At 64.4% G+C, this 18,233-nt stretch carries 16 protein-coding genes and 1 tRNA gene; 8 read left to right on the top strand and 9 right to left on the bottom strand.

Features of this window, described 5'->3' with window-relative positions; genetic code table 11:
* Positions 1-27: 27 nt before the first annotated feature.
* A complete protein-coding gene (locus K9F62_19915; protein ID UJX43263.1) occupies positions 28-1,479 on the bottom strand; it encodes an NAD-dependent succinate-semialdehyde dehydrogenase in 1,452 nt (483 codons plus the stop codon).
* A 335-nt stretch (positions 1,480-1,814) separates the two neighbouring features.
* Here K9F62_19915 and K9F62_19910 point away from each other — a divergent pair, with 335 nt between their 5' ends.
* From K9F62_19910 to K9F62_19875, 8 genes are all read left to right on the top strand, one after another.
* Entirely contained in the window at positions 1,815-3,518 is a 1,704-nt protein-coding gene (locus K9F62_19910; protein ID UJX40919.1) for a sigma 54-interacting transcriptional regulator, read from the top strand.
* Between the two features lie 426 nt (positions 3,519-3,944).
* Positions 3,945-5,270 carry a 4-aminobutyrate--2-oxoglutarate transaminase gene (gene gabT, locus K9F62_19905; protein UJX40918.1) on the top strand — a complete coding sequence of 442 codons (1,326 nt, stop codon included), beginning with the start codon at positions 3,945-3,947 and terminating at the stop codon, positions 5,268-5,270.
* 42 nt (positions 5,271-5,312) lie between these two features.
* Complete coding sequence (locus K9F62_19900) at positions 5,313-6,560, top strand: ABC transporter substrate-binding protein (protein UJX40917.1); 1,248 nt, start codon at positions 5,313-5,315, stop codon at positions 6,558-6,560.
* Positions 6,561-6,632: 72 nt separating this feature from the next.
* Positions 6,633-7,517 carry a branched-chain amino acid ABC transporter permease gene (locus K9F62_19895; GenBank protein UJX40916.1) on the top strand — a complete coding sequence of 295 codons (885 nt, stop codon included), beginning with the start codon at positions 6,633-6,635 and terminating at the stop codon, positions 7,515-7,517.
* 11 nt (positions 7,518-7,528) lie between these two features.
* Positions 7,529-8,545, top strand: coding sequence for a branched-chain amino acid ABC transporter permease (locus K9F62_19890; protein ID UJX40915.1), 1,017 nt, complete (start codon positions 7,529-7,531; stop codon positions 8,543-8,545).
* Positions 8,542-9,270, top strand: a complete 729-nt coding sequence (locus K9F62_19885) for an ABC transporter ATP-binding protein (GenBank protein ID UJX40914.1) — start codon at positions 8,542-8,544, stop codon at positions 9,268-9,270. Before K9F62_19890 ends, K9F62_19885 begins: the two co-directional genes overlap by 4 nt.
* Positions 9,257-9,967 carry an ABC transporter ATP-binding protein gene (locus K9F62_19880; protein UJX40913.1) on the top strand — a complete coding sequence of 237 codons (711 nt, stop codon included), beginning with the start codon at positions 9,257-9,259 and terminating at the stop codon, positions 9,965-9,967. The genes K9F62_19885 and K9F62_19880 overlap by 14 nt, the downstream gene beginning before the upstream one ends.
* 67 nt (positions 9,968-10,034) lie before the next feature.
* Complete coding sequence (locus K9F62_19875; protein UJX40912.1) at positions 10,035-10,691, top strand: CBS and ACT domain-containing protein; 657 nt, start codon at positions 10,035-10,037, stop codon at positions 10,689-10,691.
* Between the two features lie 100 nt (positions 10,692-10,791).
* Here K9F62_19875 and K9F62_19870 read toward each other — a convergent pair whose 3' ends face one another.
* The 8 genes from K9F62_19870 to ispE all read right to left on the bottom strand — a co-directional run bounded on the left by K9F62_19870 (position 10,792) and on the right by ispE (position 18,190).
* Entirely contained in the window at positions 10,792-12,261 is a 1,470-nt protein-coding gene (locus K9F62_19870; protein ID UJX40911.1) for a M48 family metalloprotease, read from the bottom strand.
* 166 nt (positions 12,262-12,427) lie between these two features.
* On the bottom strand, positions 12,428-13,675 hold the full coding sequence (gene rho, locus K9F62_19865; GenBank protein UJX40910.1) for a transcription termination factor Rho: 1,248 nt from the start codon (positions 13,673-13,675) through the stop codon (positions 12,428-12,430).
* Positions 13,676-14,031: 356 nt separating this feature from the next.
* Entirely contained in the window at positions 14,032-14,544 is a 513-nt protein-coding gene (locus K9F62_19860; GenBank protein ID UJX40909.1) for a CarD family transcriptional regulator, read from the bottom strand.
* 156 nt (positions 14,545-14,700) lie between these two features.
* A complete protein-coding gene (pth, locus tag K9F62_19855) occupies positions 14,701-15,324 on the bottom strand; it encodes an aminoacyl-tRNA hydrolase (GenBank protein ID UJX40908.1) in 624 nt (207 codons plus the stop codon).
* A gap of 111 nt (positions 15,325-15,435) precedes the next feature.
* Positions 15,436-16,068, bottom strand: coding sequence for a 50S ribosomal protein L25/general stress protein Ctc (locus tag K9F62_19850; GenBank protein UJX40907.1), 633 nt, complete (start codon positions 16,066-16,068; stop codon positions 15,436-15,438).
* Between the two features lie 66 nt (positions 16,069-16,134).
* Complete coding sequence (locus K9F62_19845) at positions 16,135-17,079, bottom strand: ribose-phosphate pyrophosphokinase (GenBank protein ID UJX40906.1); 945 nt, start codon at positions 17,077-17,079, stop codon at positions 16,135-16,137.
* A gap of 85 nt (positions 17,080-17,164) precedes the next feature.
* Positions 17,165-17,240 (bottom strand) — tRNA-Gln (locus K9F62_19840).
* 59 nt (positions 17,241-17,299) lie between these two features.
* Positions 17,300-18,190 carry a 4-(cytidine 5'-diphospho)-2-C-methyl-D-erythritol kinase gene (gene ispE, locus K9F62_19835; GenBank protein UJX40905.1) on the bottom strand — a complete coding sequence of 297 codons (891 nt, stop codon included), beginning with the start codon at positions 18,188-18,190 and terminating at the stop codon, positions 17,300-17,302.
* Positions 18,191-18,233: the final 43 nt, after the last annotated feature.

The following is an 18,233-nucleotide window of genomic DNA, read 5'->3' as shown; positions in this document are numbered from 1 at the left end:
CCTCTCGCATCATCATTTCTTTCCCTCTTACCCAATACAGCTGCAGACGTATTTGATCTCCAGGTATTCGTCGATGCCGTACTTGGAGCCTTCGCGGCCTATGCCGGACTGTTTGACGCCGCCGAAGGGGGCGACTTCGTTGGAGACCAGTCCGGTGTTGTGGCCGACCAGGCCGTATTCCAGGCCCTCGGCCACCCGCCAGACCCGGCCGGCGTTTTCCGTGTAGAAGTAGGCGGCCAGGCCGTACTCCGTGTCGTTGGCCGCGGCGAGGACTTCCTCTTCGGTCTCGAAGCGGAAAAGCGGGGCCAGGGGGCCGAAGGTCTCCTCGCGGGCCACGCGCATCTCGCGCGTCACGCCGGTCAGGATGGTGGGCTCGAAAAAGCTGCCGCCGAGGGCATGGCGCTTGCCGCCAAGGGCCACTTTCGCGCCTTTGGAGACGGCGTCGGCGATGTGGCTTTCCACTTTTTCCACAGCCTTGGCGTCGATCATGGGGCCGATCTGGACGCCCGGCGCGTCGCCCCGGCCGATGGGCATGGCGGCCACGGCGGCGGCGAGCTTTTTGGCGAAGGCGTCGTAGACCCCGGACTGGACGTAGAGCCGGTTGGCGCACACGCAGGTTTGGCCGGCATTGCGGTATTTCGAGGCGATGGCCCCGGCCACGGCGGCGTCGAGGTCGGCGTCGTCGAAGACGATGAAGGGGGCGTTGCCGCCAAGCTCCAGGGAGATGCGCTTGATGGTCGGGGCGCACTGGGCCATGAGCAGGCGGCCGACCTCTGTCGAGCCGGTGAAAGACAGCTTGCGCACGGTGTCGCTGGCCGTCAGCACTGCGCCGATGGCGCGCGAGGAGCCGGTGACGACCTGGAACACGCCGGCCGGCACGCCGGCCTGCACGGCCAGTTCGGCCAGGGCCAGGGCGGTGAAGGGCGTCTGGGCGGCCGGGCGCACGATCATGGTGCAGCCGGCGGCCAGCGCCGGTCCGGCCTTTCTCGTGATCATGGCGGCCGGGAAGTTCCAGGGCGTGATGGCGGCGGTGACGCCGACCGGTTGCTTGAGCACAATGAGGCGCTTGTCGGCCGTGGGCGCGGGGATCACGTCGCCGTAGACCCGGCGGGCTTCCTCGGCGAACCACTTGATGAAAGACGCCGCGTACATGATCTCGCCCTTGGCCTCGGCGAGCGGCTTTCCCTGCTCGGTGGTGAGGATGGTCGCCAGATCGTCGGCGGCCTCCAGAATCAGGCCGTGCCATTTTTCCAGAACCGCCGCGCGCTGGGGCGCGGCCAGGGCCGCCCAGGGCCGAAAGGCCGCACTCGCCGCCGCGATGACGCCCTCGATCTCCTTCTCGGAAAGCTTGGGCACACGGCCGACCAAGGACCCGTCGGCGGGGTTGGTCACGTCCATGGTCTCGCCGCCGGCCGCCGCGACCCATTGGCCGTTGACAAGGCAGGCTTCGCGGAAAAGGTGCGGATTGGAAAGCTGCAACATGATCTTCCCCCTGTTGGTGCGTTGACGCGTTTGACGCCCGGGTTCGTCGCGTGCAGAGATGTAACTGCTGCCGTAATAATAAAAAAATCAATAAGATAGTGTATACTTCGTGCGTCAGGCAGCGGCGCGCGACAGCCCCGGGGGGCCATTGGGTCCAGGCGTATAAGCCCGGACACGTCCGGCGCGCAAGAGTCGCGCAGTCTTTTTCACCCCGCTGCAACGGCTGTGACGGAGATGTCGCGGTTGCCTCCGAAGGCGCTTGTGTGCCAGTTTACGGCCAGGGATACGGCGCGTTTGCCGCGCCCCGAAAAAAAATTTTTCGCGGACCTTCCATGCCAGCCCCCTTCACCGACGCCGACATCCTGCGCGCGCTGACCGGCGCTCTGCTCGCCGTGGACGCCGACGGCCGGGTGGTCATGGCCAATCCGGCGGCCAGAAACCTGCTTGGGCCGGAGACGGCCGCCCCGGGCGTCGCCTTGCCCCTGGTGCGTCCCGACCTGTGGCAGGCCGCGGCCGGCTGCCTGGCCAGCGGGCACGGTGCCTGCGCCACGTTCGCCGTGGCCGGCAACGTCCGCACGGCCCGCATCACGCCCATCGCCGGCCCGGATGGCCGCGTCGTCGGTGCGTCGATCCTGTGCGGCGACCCGCAGGGCGGCTGCGGCCCGGTGGTGGACGACCAGCTGCGTTCGGTGCTCGATTCGGTGTCCGACGGCATCTGGATCTGTACGGGCGAGGGCGTGATCCTGGAGATCAACGCCGCCTCGGAGCGGCTCAATTCCATCGAGGCCGCCGCCTACATCGGCAAGGACGTCGCCTGCATCGTGGCCGACGGCATGGTGGACCGCTCGGCCACGGTGGAGGTCATGGCCACCAAGAAGCAGGCCAGCATGATCCAGCACATCACCCGCACGGGCAAACAATTGCTGGTCACGGCCTCGCCCGTGCTCGACGCCGACGGCCATGTGGCCCTGGTGGTGGTCAACGAGCGCGACGTGACCGAGCTCAACAACCTGCGCCAGGGCTTGCAGCACGCCCGCAAGGTGGAGGAGCGCTACCGCAGCGAGTTGGCCGAACTCTCTCTCTACGAGCTGTCCCAGAAGGACATCGTGGCCCGCAGTCCGCAGATGCAGCGGACCTTGCGCACGCTTTTGAAGCTCGCCCAGATGGACGTGACGCGCATCCTGCTCCTTGGCGAATCCGGCACGGGCAAGGGGCTGCTCGCCAAATTCCTGCATCAGGTCAGCCCCCGGGCCAAGAAGCCCTTTATCCAGATCAACTGCCCGGCGGTGCCGGAAAACCTCTTCGAGGCGGAGATCTTCGGCTACGAGAGGGGGGCCTTCACCGGAGCCCGGGAAAGCGGCAAGGCGGGGCTTATCGAGCTGGCCATGGGCGGCACGCTTTTTCTCGACGAGGTGGGCGACATTCCGCTCTCGGTCCAGGCCAAGCTGCTCAAGTACCTCGACGACCACGAGTTGCGCCGCCTGGGCGGGGCCGAGTCCCGGGTGGTGGAATGCCGGGTGGTGGCGGCCACCAACTGCGACATGGAGTCCCTGGTGGAGCGGCGGCTTTTCCGCAAGGATCTCTACTACCGGCTCAACACCTTCGTGGTGCGCATCCTGCCTTTGCGCGAGCGCCGCGAGGATATCTTCGGCCTGGCCGAATTCTACCTGGCCCAGCAAAACGTCCGCCACGGCAAGGCCAAGCGCCTTTCGGCCAAGGCCATGCGCCTGCTCGAGGCCCACGATTTTCCGGGCAACGTGCGCGAGCTGGTGAGCCTGATCCAGAAGGCCTTCGTCATGAGCGAGGACGACGACCTCACCGACGCCCTGGAGGAGGCGCTCGCCGGAGACGCCGGGGAGGGCGGGGCGGACGCCGCGCCGCGCAGTCTGGCCGAGTCCACGGACCAGACGAACCTGCGCCGGCTGCGCGAAGCCATGACCGCCTGTCGCACGACCCGGGAGATGGCCGCCTATCTTGGCGTGAGCCAGGCAACCGTGGTACGCAAGCTCAAACGGTACGCCCTGAATCGGGATTGATTCACTTCTGAATCAGCTTCTTCCCGCCGCCGCGCCTCCGGCGGGATACCTCTTTCGATCGTGCAGCAGGCGTCTTTCCACAACCATCCCGCTACGTTTGCCGTTTTCGTTGCAATCTGGCCCGCCGGCCCGGTGCCTGGTGTTTTCCGGGCGTCCCTTGGCTGCGGCCGGTGGGCGGGTTTCTTTTGATTTATAATTGAATCAAGGGTAACTTCCTGTTCTGTAATTGTTTTAACAAATTTGGCGATTCATTAACGAATCAGACGTGGAACCTGAACGGGAAGGCTGTTTTATAACATACTAAAATTAAATATCTTTTTAAAAAGAATCGGCTGGCGTGTTTTTTGCTCCGAGAACGAGTTGACGTTTAGGTCTTCATGGCAGACCGGCGATTTTGCCCCCAACCGTCAACTTCGAGGATGCTCCGTGAACACCACTGACAAGGCGAGCCAACTGCAAGCGTTGCGTGAACGTTATGTTCCCAAGGGCCACCCCAACGGCACGCCCTTCTACGTCGAATCCGCCCAGGGCGCCTTGCTGCGGGATGTCGCCGGCCGCGAATTCATCGATTTCGTCGGCGGCATCGGCGTCTTAAACGTCGGCCACTGCCACCCGCGCGTCGTGGCCGCCATCAAGGATCAGGCCGACAAGTACCTCCACACCTGCTCCATGATCACCATGTACGAGCCGTACGTGGAGCTGGCCCGTCGGGTGTGCGAGGCCGCCGCCGGCGATGCCCCGAAAAAAGCCCTTTTTGTCAATAGCGGTTCCGAAGCCGTGGAAAACACGGTTAAAATCGCCCGCTGCCACACCGGCCGCCCCGGCGCTGTGTCCATGAAGAACGCCTTCCACGGCCGCACGCTTCTGGCCATGAGCCTCACCAGCAAGGTCAAGCCCTACAAGTACGCCTTCGGCCCCATGGCTGCGGAAGTCTACCAGTACCCGTACTACGCCTACTGCTACCGCTGCCCGCTGGGACTTTCCTATCCCGACTGCGGCGTGGCCTGCGCCGACAAGATGCGCGAATTTTTCATCGGCACCGCCGCCGCCGAACAGATCGCCTGCATCATCGCCGAACCGGTCCAGGGCGAGGGCGGCTTCGTCGTGCCGCCGGCGGAATTCTTCGTGAAGCTTCGGGCCATCTGCGACGAGTTCGGCATCGTGTTCGTGGCCGACGAGGTCCAGTCCGGCTTCGGCCGCACCTCCAAGCTTTTCGCCATGGAGCACTTCGGCGTGGAGCCCGACCTCATGAGCGTGGCCAAGAGCATGGGCGGCGGCCTGCCCCTGGCCGGCGTCATCGGCAAGGCGGACATCATGGATTCCGTCCATGTCGGCGGCATCGGCGGCACCTACGGCGGCAACCCGCTGGCCTGCCGGGCCGGCCTCGCCGTCATGGACGCCTTCGAGCAGGACGACCTCCTGGGCGCGGCCGTGCGCCTGGGCGACACGCTCAAAACCCGGTTCGAGGCCTGGAAGGACGAATTCCCCGTCATCGGCGACGCCCGGGGCCTTGGGGCCATGCGCGCCCTGGAGTTCGTCTCCGACCGGGCGACCAAGACGCCCTGTCCCGAAGCGGCCAAGGGCGTGGTCAAGTACTGCCAGGACAATGGCCTGCTCGTGCTTTCCTGCGGCAACTTCGGCAACTGCATCCGCGTGCTCATGCCGCTGGTCATCACCGATGAGCAGCTCGCGCGCGGCCTGGACATCATGGAACGCGGCATCCGCGAGGTTTCAAAAAACCTCGGCAAATAGACGAGGCCCGACCGACAGCAACCGTCAACCAAGGGGTATTGCATGAAATCGCAGGGTAAACGATCGCTGGTAGCCTGCTGCCTGGCCGCGGCGCTGGGGCTTTTCCTGGCCGCATCGCCGGCCGCTGCCGCTGACAAGGTGATCAAGATCGGCAACGTCGAGCCCATGTCCGGCCCGTCGGCCTCGGTCGGCGTCCAGGGCAAGCAGGCCCGGGAAATGGCCATCGAGGAAATAAATGCTGCCGGCGGCATCAAGTCCTTAGGCGGGGCCAAGCTCGACCTCGTCTATGCCGACAGCAAGTCCGACCCCACGGTTGGCGTCAGCGAGACCGAGCGGCTCATCAACACCGAGAAGGTCAACATCCTGACCGGCTGCTGGAACTCCGCCGTCACCTATCCGGCCACCCAGGTCGCCGAGCGTTACGGCATCCCCTTTGTCGTGCCCGTGGCCGTTCGCGACACCATCACCGAGCGCGGTTTCAAGAACATCTTCCGCGTGGCCGCCAAGGATTCCTGGTGGGTGCGCGACCAGTTCCGTTTCCTCAAGGACATGCAGGCGGAAACCGGCACCAAGCTCAATACCATCGCCTTTGTCTTCGAAAACGGCGACTGGGGCACCGGCTTTGCCGAGAAGTGGCGCAAGCTGGCCGAAAAGGACGGCTACAAGGTCGTGCTCGACGAGCCCTATCCGTCCACGGCCACGGACCTGACCCCGGTCGTGACCAAGCTTAAGGCCGCCAATCCCGACATCGTGATGCTCGTCTCCAACGCCGCCGACGCCATCCTTCTCACCAACACCATGGCCGAAATGCAGCTCAAGCCCAAGGTCGTGCTGACCAGCGGCGGCGGCCATGCCGATCCCAAGTTCCTGGAGAATACCGGCGACAACGCCATGGGCTTTTTCGACGAGGTCGAGTGGAACACCGACGTCAACAAGCCCGGGGCCAAGGAAACCAACGCCAAGTTCAAGAAGAAGTACGGCTATGACATGACCGGCGAATCCGTGGACGCCTACGCCTCCATGTACGTCATCGCCGACTCCCTGGAACGCGCCGCCTCCACCGACCCGGCCAAGCTTCGCGAGGCCCTGGCCACCACCAAGCTGACCACCGGCCCGGCCATGATTGTCTCCTACGACGGCGTCGAGTTCGACAAGAACGGCCAGAACAAGAATGCCGGCATCGTCATCGTCCAGGTGGCCAAGGTCGACGGCAAGCCCCAGCGCGTGACCGTGTGGCCGAAGTCCGCCCGTCGTGCTGGCTACACCCCGGTCTTCCCGGCCAACAAGTAACCCCGCAAGCCGCAAACGCTCCGGATCGCCGCCTCCCGGCGGTCCGGAGCAAACGTCCGGAGAGAAGGCCTCATGACCGAGGTGATACAGTCAATCATAAACGGCCTCATGATGGGCGCCATGTACGGGCTGACCGCCCTCGGACTCACCCTGATCTTCGGGGTGATGAAGGTGATCAACTTCGCCCACGGCTCCCTGCTGATGGTCGGCATGTTCAGCGCCTACTGGCTGATCAAGCTCACGGGCATCCACCCGTACCTGGCCCTTATTATCGTTCCACCAATCCTCTATTTCTTCGGCTACTATCTCCAGGACGTGGTGATAAAGCCCGTGTTCAAGTCCGAGCGGGAAGTGCGCGAGCCGGCGACGGTCATCATCGTCACCACCGGCGTCTGGTACGTCCTCGACAACCTGGCGCTCATGTGCTTCGGCGCCGAGTACCGCACCGTGCGCACGGCCATTTCCAACAAGTCCATGGCGCTGGGGCCGTATATCGTCTCGATCCCGAAATTTTCCGGCTTCGTGGTGGCGATCCTGACCGCCGTGGGGCTGGCCCTTTTCATGCGCAAGACCAAGATCGGCATGGCGCTTCGGGCCACCGCCCTTGACCGCGAGGCGGCCAACCTTATGGGCATCGACCAGTACAAGGTCTACAACATCGCCTTTGGCCTCGGCACGGCCATCGCCGGCATCGCCGGCTGCGTGCTCATCCCGTTTTACTACGTCTATCCCTCGGTGGGCGTGGTCTTCGACATCCGGGCGTTCATCATCGTGGTGCTCGGCGGGCTCGGCAGCATTCCCGGGGCGCTGCTCGGCGGCCTGGTGATCGGTCTTGTCGAATCGGTCTTTTCCCAGTTTATGGCCTCGACCTGGACCGAAGCAATCATCTACGCAATTTTCCTTATTATTTTGTTCGTAAAACCCTCGGGTTTTTTCGGCAACAAACAGGATTGGTAGGAGGGGACATCGTGAGCCGAAAACAACTCGACACGTCGCTTCTGGGCCTGGCCGCCCTGGTCGCCTTCGGGCTGCCGCTGGTGGTCACCTCGCCAACCTACCTGCAAATTCTCATTTTGCTCTTTTTCTACGCCTACCTGACCACGTCGTGGAACCTGGTCGGCGGCTTTGCCGGCGTGCTGCCTCTCGGGCATTCCGTCTTCGTCGGCATCGGGGCCTACACCTCGACCATCCTGACCCTGCAATACGGCGTTTCGCCCTGGCTCGGCATGCTGGTCGGCGGGGTGCTGGCCGCCATCGTCGGCATCATCATGGGACTCCCCACCTTCCGGCTGCGCGGGGCCTATTTCTGCCTGTGCACCATCGCCTTTGCCGAGGGCATCCGGGTCATCGTCGAAAACATCAACTACCTCGGACCGCTGCACATAAACGGTCCCCGGGGACTTCTCATTCCGCTCAAGCAGGGCTCGTTCTGGAGCTACCAGTTCATGTCCAAGCTGCCCTATTATTACATCATCCTCGTCATGCTCGTCCTCGTCCTGGCGCTGACCTGGGTCATCTCCCGGTCCAAGATCGGCTACTACCTGGCCGCCGGCGGCGAGGAGCCGGAAGCGGCCGGGGCGCTCGGCGTCAACGTGGCCAACTACAAGCTGCTGGCCATGGCCCTGTCCTGCTTTTTCACCGCCCTGGCCGGCACCTTCTACGCCCAGCTCATGCTCTACTTCTATCCCAAGGGGCTCATGGGCCTGGACCTCTCCTTCGAGATCGCCTTTATCGCGCTCATCGGCGGCCGGGGCACCATCGCCGGCCCGGTCATCGGCGCGCTGGTGCTGCGGCCCTTAAACGAGTTCACCCGCATCTACCTAAGCGACATGCTGCCGGGCCTGCACCTGGTCATCTTCGGCCTCATCCTCATCCTGGTCATGCTCTACAAGCCGCAGGGCCTGACCGCGCCGCTGGCCGCCGCCTACGACAAAATAGCCCGCAAGATCACCCGCGACGACGCCCCCAAGGGAGAAGCCGCATGAGCAACATCCTGGAAATAACGGCCCTGACCAAGAACTTCGGCGGCCTGACGGCGGTCAGCGCCCTGGACCTGCATATCGCCAAAGGCGAGATCATGGCCCTTATCGGCCCAAACGGGGCGGGCAAGTCCACGGTATTTAACCTCGTGGCCGGCGTCTACGCGCCGACCGAGGGGACCATCCGCTTCAAGGGGGAGGTCATAAACGGCCGCAAGCCCTGGGACTTGTGCAAGATGGGGCTGGCCCGCACCTTCCAGATCGTCAAGCCCTTCGGCTCCAAGACGGTCCTCTATAATGTCATGGTCGGCGCCTTCCTGCATAACGAAACGACCCACAAGGCCCGCGAGAAGGCCGAGGAGGTCATGGCCATCCTGGGGCTCGACCACCTGCGCGACCGTCTGGCCGGCAACCTTACCATCGCCGACCGCAAGCGCCTGGAGATCGGCAAGGCCCTGGCCACCGACCCCGAGCTGCTGCTGCTCGACGAGGTCATGGCCGGCCTGCGCCCGACCGAGGTCGACGACATGATCGCCGTCATTAGGGGGCTGCGCGACCGGGGCGTGACGGTCTTCGTCATCGAGCACATCATGCGCGCCGTCATGGCCCTGTCCGACCGGGTGGCCGTGGTCCAGTTCGGCCAGAAGATCGCCGAGGGCACCCCCGAAGAGGTGACCAGGGACGAGAACGTCATCAAGGCCTACCTGGGAGGCGACTATGACGCTGCTTAGCGTGGAACATATCGACGTGGCCTACGGCGACGTCCAGGTCATAAACGACCTGTCCCTGACCGTGGAGGAGGGCGAGGTCGTCAGCATCATCGGCGGCAACGGCGCGGGCAAGTCCACCTTGCTCAAGACCATCTCCGGCCTGCTTTCCCCAACTTCGGGCATTATTCGCTTCAAGGGCGAGCCCATCCAGAACCTGCCCCCCGAACGCATCGTCGAGCGCGGCATCGTCCAGGTGCCCGAGGGGCGGCGGCTTTTTTCGCTCATGACCGTGGCCGAAAACCTGGCCATCGGCGCCTATACGCCACGGGCCTACAAGGAGCGCGAGAAAACCTTGCGCCAGGTGCATGCGCTTCTGCCGCGCCTGCTCGAGCGCCAGGAACAGATGGCCATGACCCTTTCCGGCGGCGAACAACAGATGGTGGCCATCGGCCGGGGGCTGATGGCCCTGCCGGGGTTGCTCATGCTCGACGAGCCGTCGCTCGGCCTGGCCCCGATCCTGGTCAAGTCCATCTTCGAAACGCTGCGCAAGATCGCCGACACCGGCACCACCGTGCTTCTGGTCGAACAGGACGTGAATCATTCGCTGAAGCTGTCCGACCGGGGCTACGTGCTGGAGCACGGCCGGGTGGCCCTTGCCGGCGAGGCCGCGCAGCTGCTCGAAAACCCGCACATCAAGACGGCCTATCTGGGCATTTGACGATATCCCGGCGGGCCGGGCCGCGCGGTCCGGTCCGCCTCACCTTTAGCGCAAGGAGCCAGACAGCATGCTCGTCGGGGATTGGATGTCGCGAAACGTCGTTACGGCGACCGGGGACGTGTCCATGATCAAGGCCGGGCGAATGATGCGCGAACGCAAAATCCGCCGCCTGCCCGTCGTGGACAAGGACGGCAAGCTCATCGGCATCGTGGCCGAGCGCGACCTCAAGGCGGCCTCGCCTTCGGACGCCACCTCCCTGGACATGTACGAACTGACCTATCTGCTCTCGGAGATGAAGGTCAAAAACATCATGACCAAATCGCCGCGCTTCCTCCGGCCCACGGACACGGTGGAGCGGGCGGCGCTGATCATGCGCGACCTCAAGATAGGCAGCCTCCCTGTCATCGACGCCGACAGCAAGGTGGTGGGCATCATCACGGACACCGACATCTTCCGGCTGCTCGTGTCCATCACCGGCATCGACCAGGGCGGGATTCAGATCGGGCTGCGCCTGGGCACGGCCGAGGGGAGCCTCAAGCCCGTGCTCGACGCCCTGCGCGGCCACGAGGCCCGCATCATCAGCATCCTGTCCTCCTACGACCGGGCCGACCCCTCGCGCCGCGACGTCTCCATCCGCATCCAGGGCCTGCCGGAAACCCGCGAACGCGAACTGCACACGCTTCTGGAAAAAAACTGTCAGGTGCTTTCCTGGACGAGGGACTAGGGCCGGGAGAGGACGGAAGAACGTCGAAACGCGAGCGGGGACGTCCTATGAAGGGCGTCCCCGCTCGCGTTTGAAAGGCCTTTCCCCTCGGGCTCCGGCGCTAATTTCCCAAAAGCGATTTCTTCCAGTAGGCCGAACGTTTTTTCATGGTCTGTTCGAGCCGGGCCAGTTCGCGGCGGTCGTCGTCGCTTTTGGCCGCGGCCTTGGCCTTGTCCATCTGGAATTTGGCCTGGCGGGGGTTGTTCTCGTAGATGGCGGCGTAGGTGAGGTTGAGGTAGGCGTGGAAGATGTCGCCGGCCTGGCCGAGAATTTGTCCGTAGAGGGCGCGGATTTCCGGGTTCTCCGGCACGCGCATGCGCACCTGGTCCAGGTAGCGCACGGCCTCCTTGTAGTTGCCTTCCTGGGCCAGCATGCGGCCGTATTCGTAGTTGGCGTCGATATCCCGGGGATTTTGCCGCAGGGCCGCCTGGAGCAGGCTTTTGGCCCGGGCGAAATCGCGAATCTTCAGGAAATACCGGCCCGACTCGCGCAGCACCAGCGCATCGTTGCCGCCGCAGGCCAGCGCCGTCTCGAAGGCCGGTTTGGCCTGGCTCATGTCGGCCAGGGACCGGGACAGGGCGATGGCCAGCCCGAGCTTGTCCAGGCAGGTGGCCTTGTCCCCGAGCTTGCGGAAATAGGCCACCGCGTTCTTGGGATCGGTGTAGCGGGCGCGCACCAGCATCTGGGCCCGCTTGAAGGCCACGTCGTCGTCCTTGCGGTCGAGCACGTTTTTGGGCAGCAGCTTCAGCCGGTCCCTCAGGTAGCCCATGCGTTCCTCGAGGCCGGGGTGGGTGCTTAAGTAGGTGGGAATGATGCCGCCGCCCTGCATGAAGCGCAGCCGGCGCATGGTTTCGAAGGCGTCGACGAGCCCCTGGGGCCGGTAGCCGGCGGCGACGAGGGTGTTCATGCCGACCTGGTCGGCCTCGCGCTCGTCGTCGCGGGAATATTTCAGGTAGGCATGGGCCGAGGCCGCCTGGCTGCCTATGGCCACGGCGCTGCCGAGGTCGCGGTTGCCGGTGGTCTGGCCGAGGATCACGCCGGCCAGGACGCCGACGAGTTGGCCGATGGACAGGGCCTGCATTTCGCCCATGCGCTTGGCGATGTGCTGCTGGCTGACGTGGCCCAGTTCGTGGGCCAGGACGCCGGCCACCTCGGATTCGTGATCCATCTGGAGCAGCAGGCCGGTGTAGACGAAGACGTAGCCGGCCGGGCCGGCAAAGGCGTTGACGGCGTTGTTGTTGATGACGCCGAGGGTGATGGGAAAGGCCATGGGCGGCTTGACCCGCACCAGCCGGTTGATGATGCCCTGGATGTAGTCGTTGACCTCGGTGTCTTCGATCAGCGGCATCCGGGCGCGGATCAGCGCATTGAACTTCTCACCGAGTTCGCGCTCGTCCTTGAGGTCAAAGGAGAAAAAGCTGGCCTGGGCCGCAGGGACAAGGACCGCGGTCACAAAGAAAAAGACGGCGGCCAGGGCTGCGGCCAGACGCCGGGACCCGCCCGGCACGAAGCGGAAGCGTTGGACGGACATGGCCGGTACATATCCCGATACAGGCGGGAAGGAAAGTCGGAGGCGTTTCCCTAACCCATGTTTAATATACGGCTTTCGAGCAGGCGGGCGCAAAATCCCGGCGAGGGGGGAACGGCCGGCGGGCCGGCCGCTCCCCGGGCGGGTGAAAAACCGGGGCCTTCCCCGGTCATCTGTTCATGAGGTCGAGGAATTCGCGGTTGGTCTTGCTGCCGCGCATCTTGTCGAGCAAGAACTCCATGGAGTCGATGGGGCTCATGGGGGCGAGCAGCTTGCGCAGGATCCAGACGCGGTTGAGCACGTCGGTTTCGAGCAGCAGTTCTTCCTTGCGCGTGCCGGACCGGTTGATGTCGATGGCCGGGAAGACGCGCTTTTCGGCCAAATGACGGTCCAGATAGATTTCCATGTTGCCGGTGCCCTTGAACTCCTCGAAAATGACTTCGTCCATGCGGGAGCCGGTGTCGATGAGCGCCGTGGCGATGATGGTCAGCGATCCGCCGCCCTCGATATTGCGGGCCGCGCCGAAAAAGCGCTTGGGCCGCTGCAGGGCGTTGGCGTCCAGGCCGCCGGAAAGCACGCGTCCGGACGAGGGGGTCACGGCGTTGTAGGCGCGGCCGAGGCGGGTGATGCTGTCGAGCAGGATGACCACGTCGATCTTGCGCTCGACGAGCCGCTTGGCCTTTTCGATGACCATCTCGGCGACCTGCACATGGCGCTGGGGCGGTTCGTCGAAGGTGGAGGAGACGACCTCGGCCTTGACCGTGCGTTCCATGTCCGTGACTTCCTCGGGGCGTTCGTCGATCAGGAGGACGATGAGGAAGACGTCGGGGCGGTTGGCGTTGATGGAGTTGGCGATGGTCTGCAGCAGCATGGTCTTGCCGGTGCGGGGCGGGGCGACGATGATGCCGCGCTGGCCATGGCCGATGGGGGTCAGGAGATCGATGACCCGGGACGAATAGTTTTCCGCCCCGTTTTCCATGACGTAGCGCTTGTCGGGGTAAAGCGGCGTCAGGTTGTCGAAGAGCACCAGGTTTCGCGAGGCCTCGGGCGGGGCGAAGCCGATCTCGCCCACGCGCAGGAGGGCGAAGTAGCGTTCGCCTTCCTTGGGCGGGCGGATCTGGCCGGAGACCACGTCGCCCTTGCGCAGGCCGAAGCGGCGGATCTGGGAGGGCGAGACGTAGATGTCGTCGGGACCCGGCATGTAGCTGTACATGGGCGAACGCAGAAATCCGAAGCCGTCGGGCAGGATTTCCAGCACGCCTTCGCCGAAAATGGCCCCGTTTTGCGAGGCGCAGCTTTGCAGCAGGGCGAAGATCAGCTCCTGCTTGCGCATGCCGTTGGGATTTTCGACGTTGTATTGGACGGCCAGGTCCATCAACTCGGGCATGCTCTTAAGCTTCAGTTCGGAGAGGTTCATAGACGTCTCCATCAGGCCCGGTTTCGCTGAAGGTGGTTGCAGGATGTCGTCGCTTTCGACGGGATCGGAAGGTGCAGGAGGGGGTGGGGACTGGGGCGGACGTCCACGGCGTTTTGGTGCGTTGCTCACAGAAATAGCCCGGCGCAAAGAGGCGCGTATTGAAGTGAAAGAAAAAACCCGATGCAGCGTGAGTTCAGTGGGGCCGCTCCACAGGGGAAACGGCATAAACTCGCTTTTTTACGGGGACCAGGGCAGTGGGGGACAGACCGACAACGGCCTGGAACGATCCATATACATTTTCCGGGGTCTGTCAAGCGTACGGGCGGCCCTTGTTCGAAAAGAGCCGTCCTCCCGGATCATTCCTCGGGTTTCGGAGCCAGCACGTCGGCGAAGATTTCGTTGATGACGTCCTTGATTTCCTGCTGGTCCTTGTCCAGGGCCAGGGCCAGCTCCAGGGTCAAAAGGCTCGTGGCCTGTTCGAGCAATCGGCGCTCGCCAAAGGAGAGTTCCTTGTTCTGGCCGATCAAAAGCAGTTCCTTGAGCACATAGGCCACGTCGGCCAGGTCGCCGCTTTTCAGTTTTTCGGAATATTCGCGGTAACGGCGATTCCAGTTTTGACCGGTATAGCCGGTAAAATCCGACCGGTCTTTGAGGGACTCGATAATGGCCAGTCCTTGCTCGGCCGTACAGAGCGGACGCAGGCCCACGTTTTCGGCGTTGGCCACCGGCACCATGAGCGTGACGTTGTTGCTGAGGATACGAACGATAAAGAAATCAGCCGAGGTCCCGCCGATTACCTGGGTCTCGATACGTTCGACCCTGCCCACTCCCTGGGCCGGATACACGACAAGTTGTTCCTCGGAAAACACCGTTCGACTCCTTTCGGAAATCGCGCATCATGCATGCACGATTGCCGTCTAGGAGCCAAAATAGCGCACTTGCCGCCATGTGTCCACGCATTCGGTCGTGAAGCTCGAAGCCTGGGGGGGAATATGGCTCGCCGGGCGGGAAATCGGGCCTTCTTTTCAGCCGGATACGGCGGTAAAAGCCCCGGCCCGGCTCATCGCCGTCTCCAGGCCATCCTCGAAATAGGTGAAAACGGCGTCCACGGCGGCCGGCAGGATCTGGCGCACCACGGCCATTTCCTCGCTGCGAAAGGGCTCGAGCACGTAACCGGCCACGTCGCGTCCCGGCTCGGGCCGGCCGATGCCCAGGCGCAGCCGGACGAAATCCGGACTGCCGAGCTCCTGGGTCAGGGATTTGAGGCCGTTGTGCCCGGCGTTGCCGCCGCCGCGCTTGGCCCGCATGCGCCCGAGCGGCAGGTCGAGTTCGTCGTGGATGGCCAGGACGTCGGTTGGAGCGAGCTTGTAAAAGGCCATGGCCGCACGCACGGCCCGGCCGCTTAAGTTCATGTAGGTCAGGGGCTTGACGCACACGAACTGGGCGAACGCGCCGCCCGGCAGCACGGGCAGGGCGATGGCGACGGCGTCCATGTCCTTGTGGGAGGTCATGGCCGCCTTGGGCGCGCCGCCGAGTTCGCGCGCCCGGGCGATCAGGGCGTCGACGGCCATGAAGCCGAAATTGTGCCGCGTGGCGGCATAGCGGGGGCCGGGATTGCCAAGGCCAACGATAAGGGCGGAAACAGCCATGGGTCGCTTTTTTCCCGGGTAGTGGCAGCGGCGTCAAAAAGGGCGGGACGCACCCGGAATTCCGGTGGCGCGTCCCGCCCGAAAGGCGCGATGCCGTTGGCGTGCGTCTGGTTAGGCCTCTTCAGCGGCCGGGGCGGCAGCCGGCGTTTCCGCGGCTTCTTCCTCCCCTTCATCCTCGGCCTCGGGCGTGACAACGGCCAGCAGCGAGAAGTTGTCCTCGTAAACCGCCTTGACGCCCTCGGGCAGGGCCACATCGGCGATCTGGACGCTTTCGTTGACGCCGAGGTCGGTGATGTCGATGACCACCTTGTCCGGAATGGCCAGGGGCAGACAGATGACCTCGATGGATTCGCGGTAGACTTCCAGGGCGCCGCCCGCGACCTGGCCCTTGGCCTTGCCGGTCACGACCACGGGAATGTGCACGCGGATGGCCTTGGTCAGATCCACGCCGTAGAAGTCCACGTGGGTGATGCGGGGCTTGGTCGGGTGGTGCTCGACCTTCCACAGCAGGGACGGCTTGGTCTCCTCACCGGCGTCGGAAGCGATCTTGAGCTCGAAGACGTGGGAGGAAGCGGTCTTGGCGTAGAGCTTTTGCAGCGGAAGGTGATCGACCATGACCGGGATGTTGGCTCCGGTGTCGTCGTAATAGATACCGGGGACCATGCCCGTGGCACGCAGCTTCCGGTTGGCCCCCTTGCCAAAGCCCGAGCGGGTCTTGACGGCGAGGGAAAGGGTCTCTTTCATGGCGGGTATCTCCTTTGCGCCCGTGGGCGAAATATGATTTTGGGTCAGGCGGCGTATGGCCGGCATCTACGTGAAAAGCACACTCACCGAGGATTCGGTGTGGATGTTGTGGATGGCTTTGGCCAGCAGTCCGGCGATGGACAGGACCTTGATCTTGGAACAGGCCTTGGCCGTTTCATTGAGCGGAATGGTGTTGGTGGTGACGATCTGGGTAAAGGGCGAGGCCTCCAGGCGCTCGATGGCCGGGCCGGAGAGCACGGCGTGGGTGGCGGCGGCCATGACTTCGCGGGCGCCGTTTTCGAGCAGCACGGTGCCGGCCTGGCACATGGTGCCGGCGGTGTCGATCATGTCGTCGAGCACCACGCACAGCTTGTCGGTGACGTCGCCGATGACGTGCATGGCCTGGGCCTGGTTGGGGGCGTCGCGGCGCTTGTCGATGATGGCGAGGCTACCGCCCAGGCGCTTGGCGAAGGCCCGGGCCCGCTCCACGCCGCCGGCGTCGGGGGACACCACGCAGACGTTTTCCCCGGAAAATTCCTTGAAATATTCGGCCATGATCGGAGCGGAAAAAAGATTGTCCACGGGCAGGTTGAAAAAGCCCTGGATCTGGCCGGCGTGCAGGTCGATGGTGAGCAGGCGGTTCATGCCGGCGATGGTGAGGAAATCGGCCACGAGCTTGGCGGAAATCGGCGCGCGCGGGGCCACTTTGCGGTCCTGGCGGGCGTAGCCGTAGTAGGGGACCACGGCGGTGACGCGCTGGGCGCTGGCGCGCTTTAAGGCGTCGAGGATCAGGCACAGCTCCATCAGGTTGTAGTTGACCGGATAGGAGGTGGACTGAACCACGAAGATATCGCAGCCACGGACGTTGGCGCCGATCTCGACGCGGATCTCGCCGTCGCTGAACGTGCCGACTTTGGCCGGGAGCAGGGTGCAGCCGAGGTGGTCGCAGATGGCTGCGGCCAGGACGGGATTGGATGTTCCGGTCAGTATTTTCAGATCGCCTTGCGCCATGCCGGGCCTCTGGGAAGGTATGGGCCGCCGGGATGGCCGGGCGGCGGGACCGCCGTCGCCGACGGGCCGGGTTGCTTCTGGAATATGGCTGGGGCGGTAGGACTCGAACCCACGAATGCGGGGACCAAAACCCCGTGCCTTACCTACTTGGCGACGCCCCAGCATGCCGTTCCGCCCAGGGGGCGGATACATTCATTCGCGGTGATCCGTGCCGCGCCGCCTACAGCGACGCGAGAAAGGTGCGGGGACCGCTTCCGGACAGATCGGCCAGGGCCAAAACGGCCGATTGGCGCTGCCTGAAGAGTCCGAACACCGCGGAACCCGTGCCGGAAAGAAGGGCGCCCGCCGCCCCGAGGGCCAGCAGGCGTTCCTTGACCCGCCCGAGTTCCGGGTGGGCGGCGAATACGACGGGTTCAAAATCGTTTCGCAGTGGCGCTCCGGTCACGCAAAACGCCCTTCTATTAGTGTCAAAAACGCTTGTCAAGAGCTTGGCCCCGGGTTTGACGGGGAAAGTTCTGGCGGCGTCCAGTGCGGCATAGGCCCAGGCCGTGGGAACCCGGCAGTGGGCGCAGACCACGGCCGCGTGCCAGCCGGTCAGCCCCGGGTCGGTGGGAACGAGGCGTTCCCCGACGCCGGTGGCCACGGCCGGCGCGCCGAGGAGGAAAAAGGGGATATCGGCGCCAAGGGTCAGGGCCAGGGCGGAAAGGTCGGGTTCGGCCAGGGCGTCGTCGCCGGCCCGGTCGTTTAGGTAGCGCAGCATGACGGCCGCGTCCGAGGAGCCGCCGCCAAGGCCCGCGCCGTGGGGAATGCGTTTCTTGAGTCCCGCTTCGAGCCGCGGGGAAAAACCCGTGGCCGCGGCAAAGGCGCGGTAGGCCCGCACCACCAGGTTGTCGTCGGTTTCCAGATCCGGGTCGGAGCAGGAGAAATCAATGTCGCCCGGCTCGTCGAAGCGCCGGATGAAAAAGGCGTCGCACGGTTCGGGCAGGGGCAGGAAAAAAGTTTCGATGTCGTGGTATCCGTCGGCGCGACGCGGGCCGACGGCAAGGCGCAAATTGACCTTGCAGGGAACGGGGAGGGCGGTTTCTTCGGCGCAGTGGGGGAGCAAGGCCATGGGGCGAGCCTGTCATGCCGCGGGCGCGGGGGAGGTCCCCCGC

Origin of the sequence: Desulfovibrio sp. JY (genome assembly GCA_021730285.1) — a bacterium.
Lineage (GTDB): Bacteria > Desulfobacterota > Desulfovibrionia > Desulfovibrionales > Desulfovibrionaceae > Solidesulfovibrio.
Note: the sequence above shows the minus strand (reverse complement) of the source record. Positions and strands in the feature narration are given on the sequence as shown.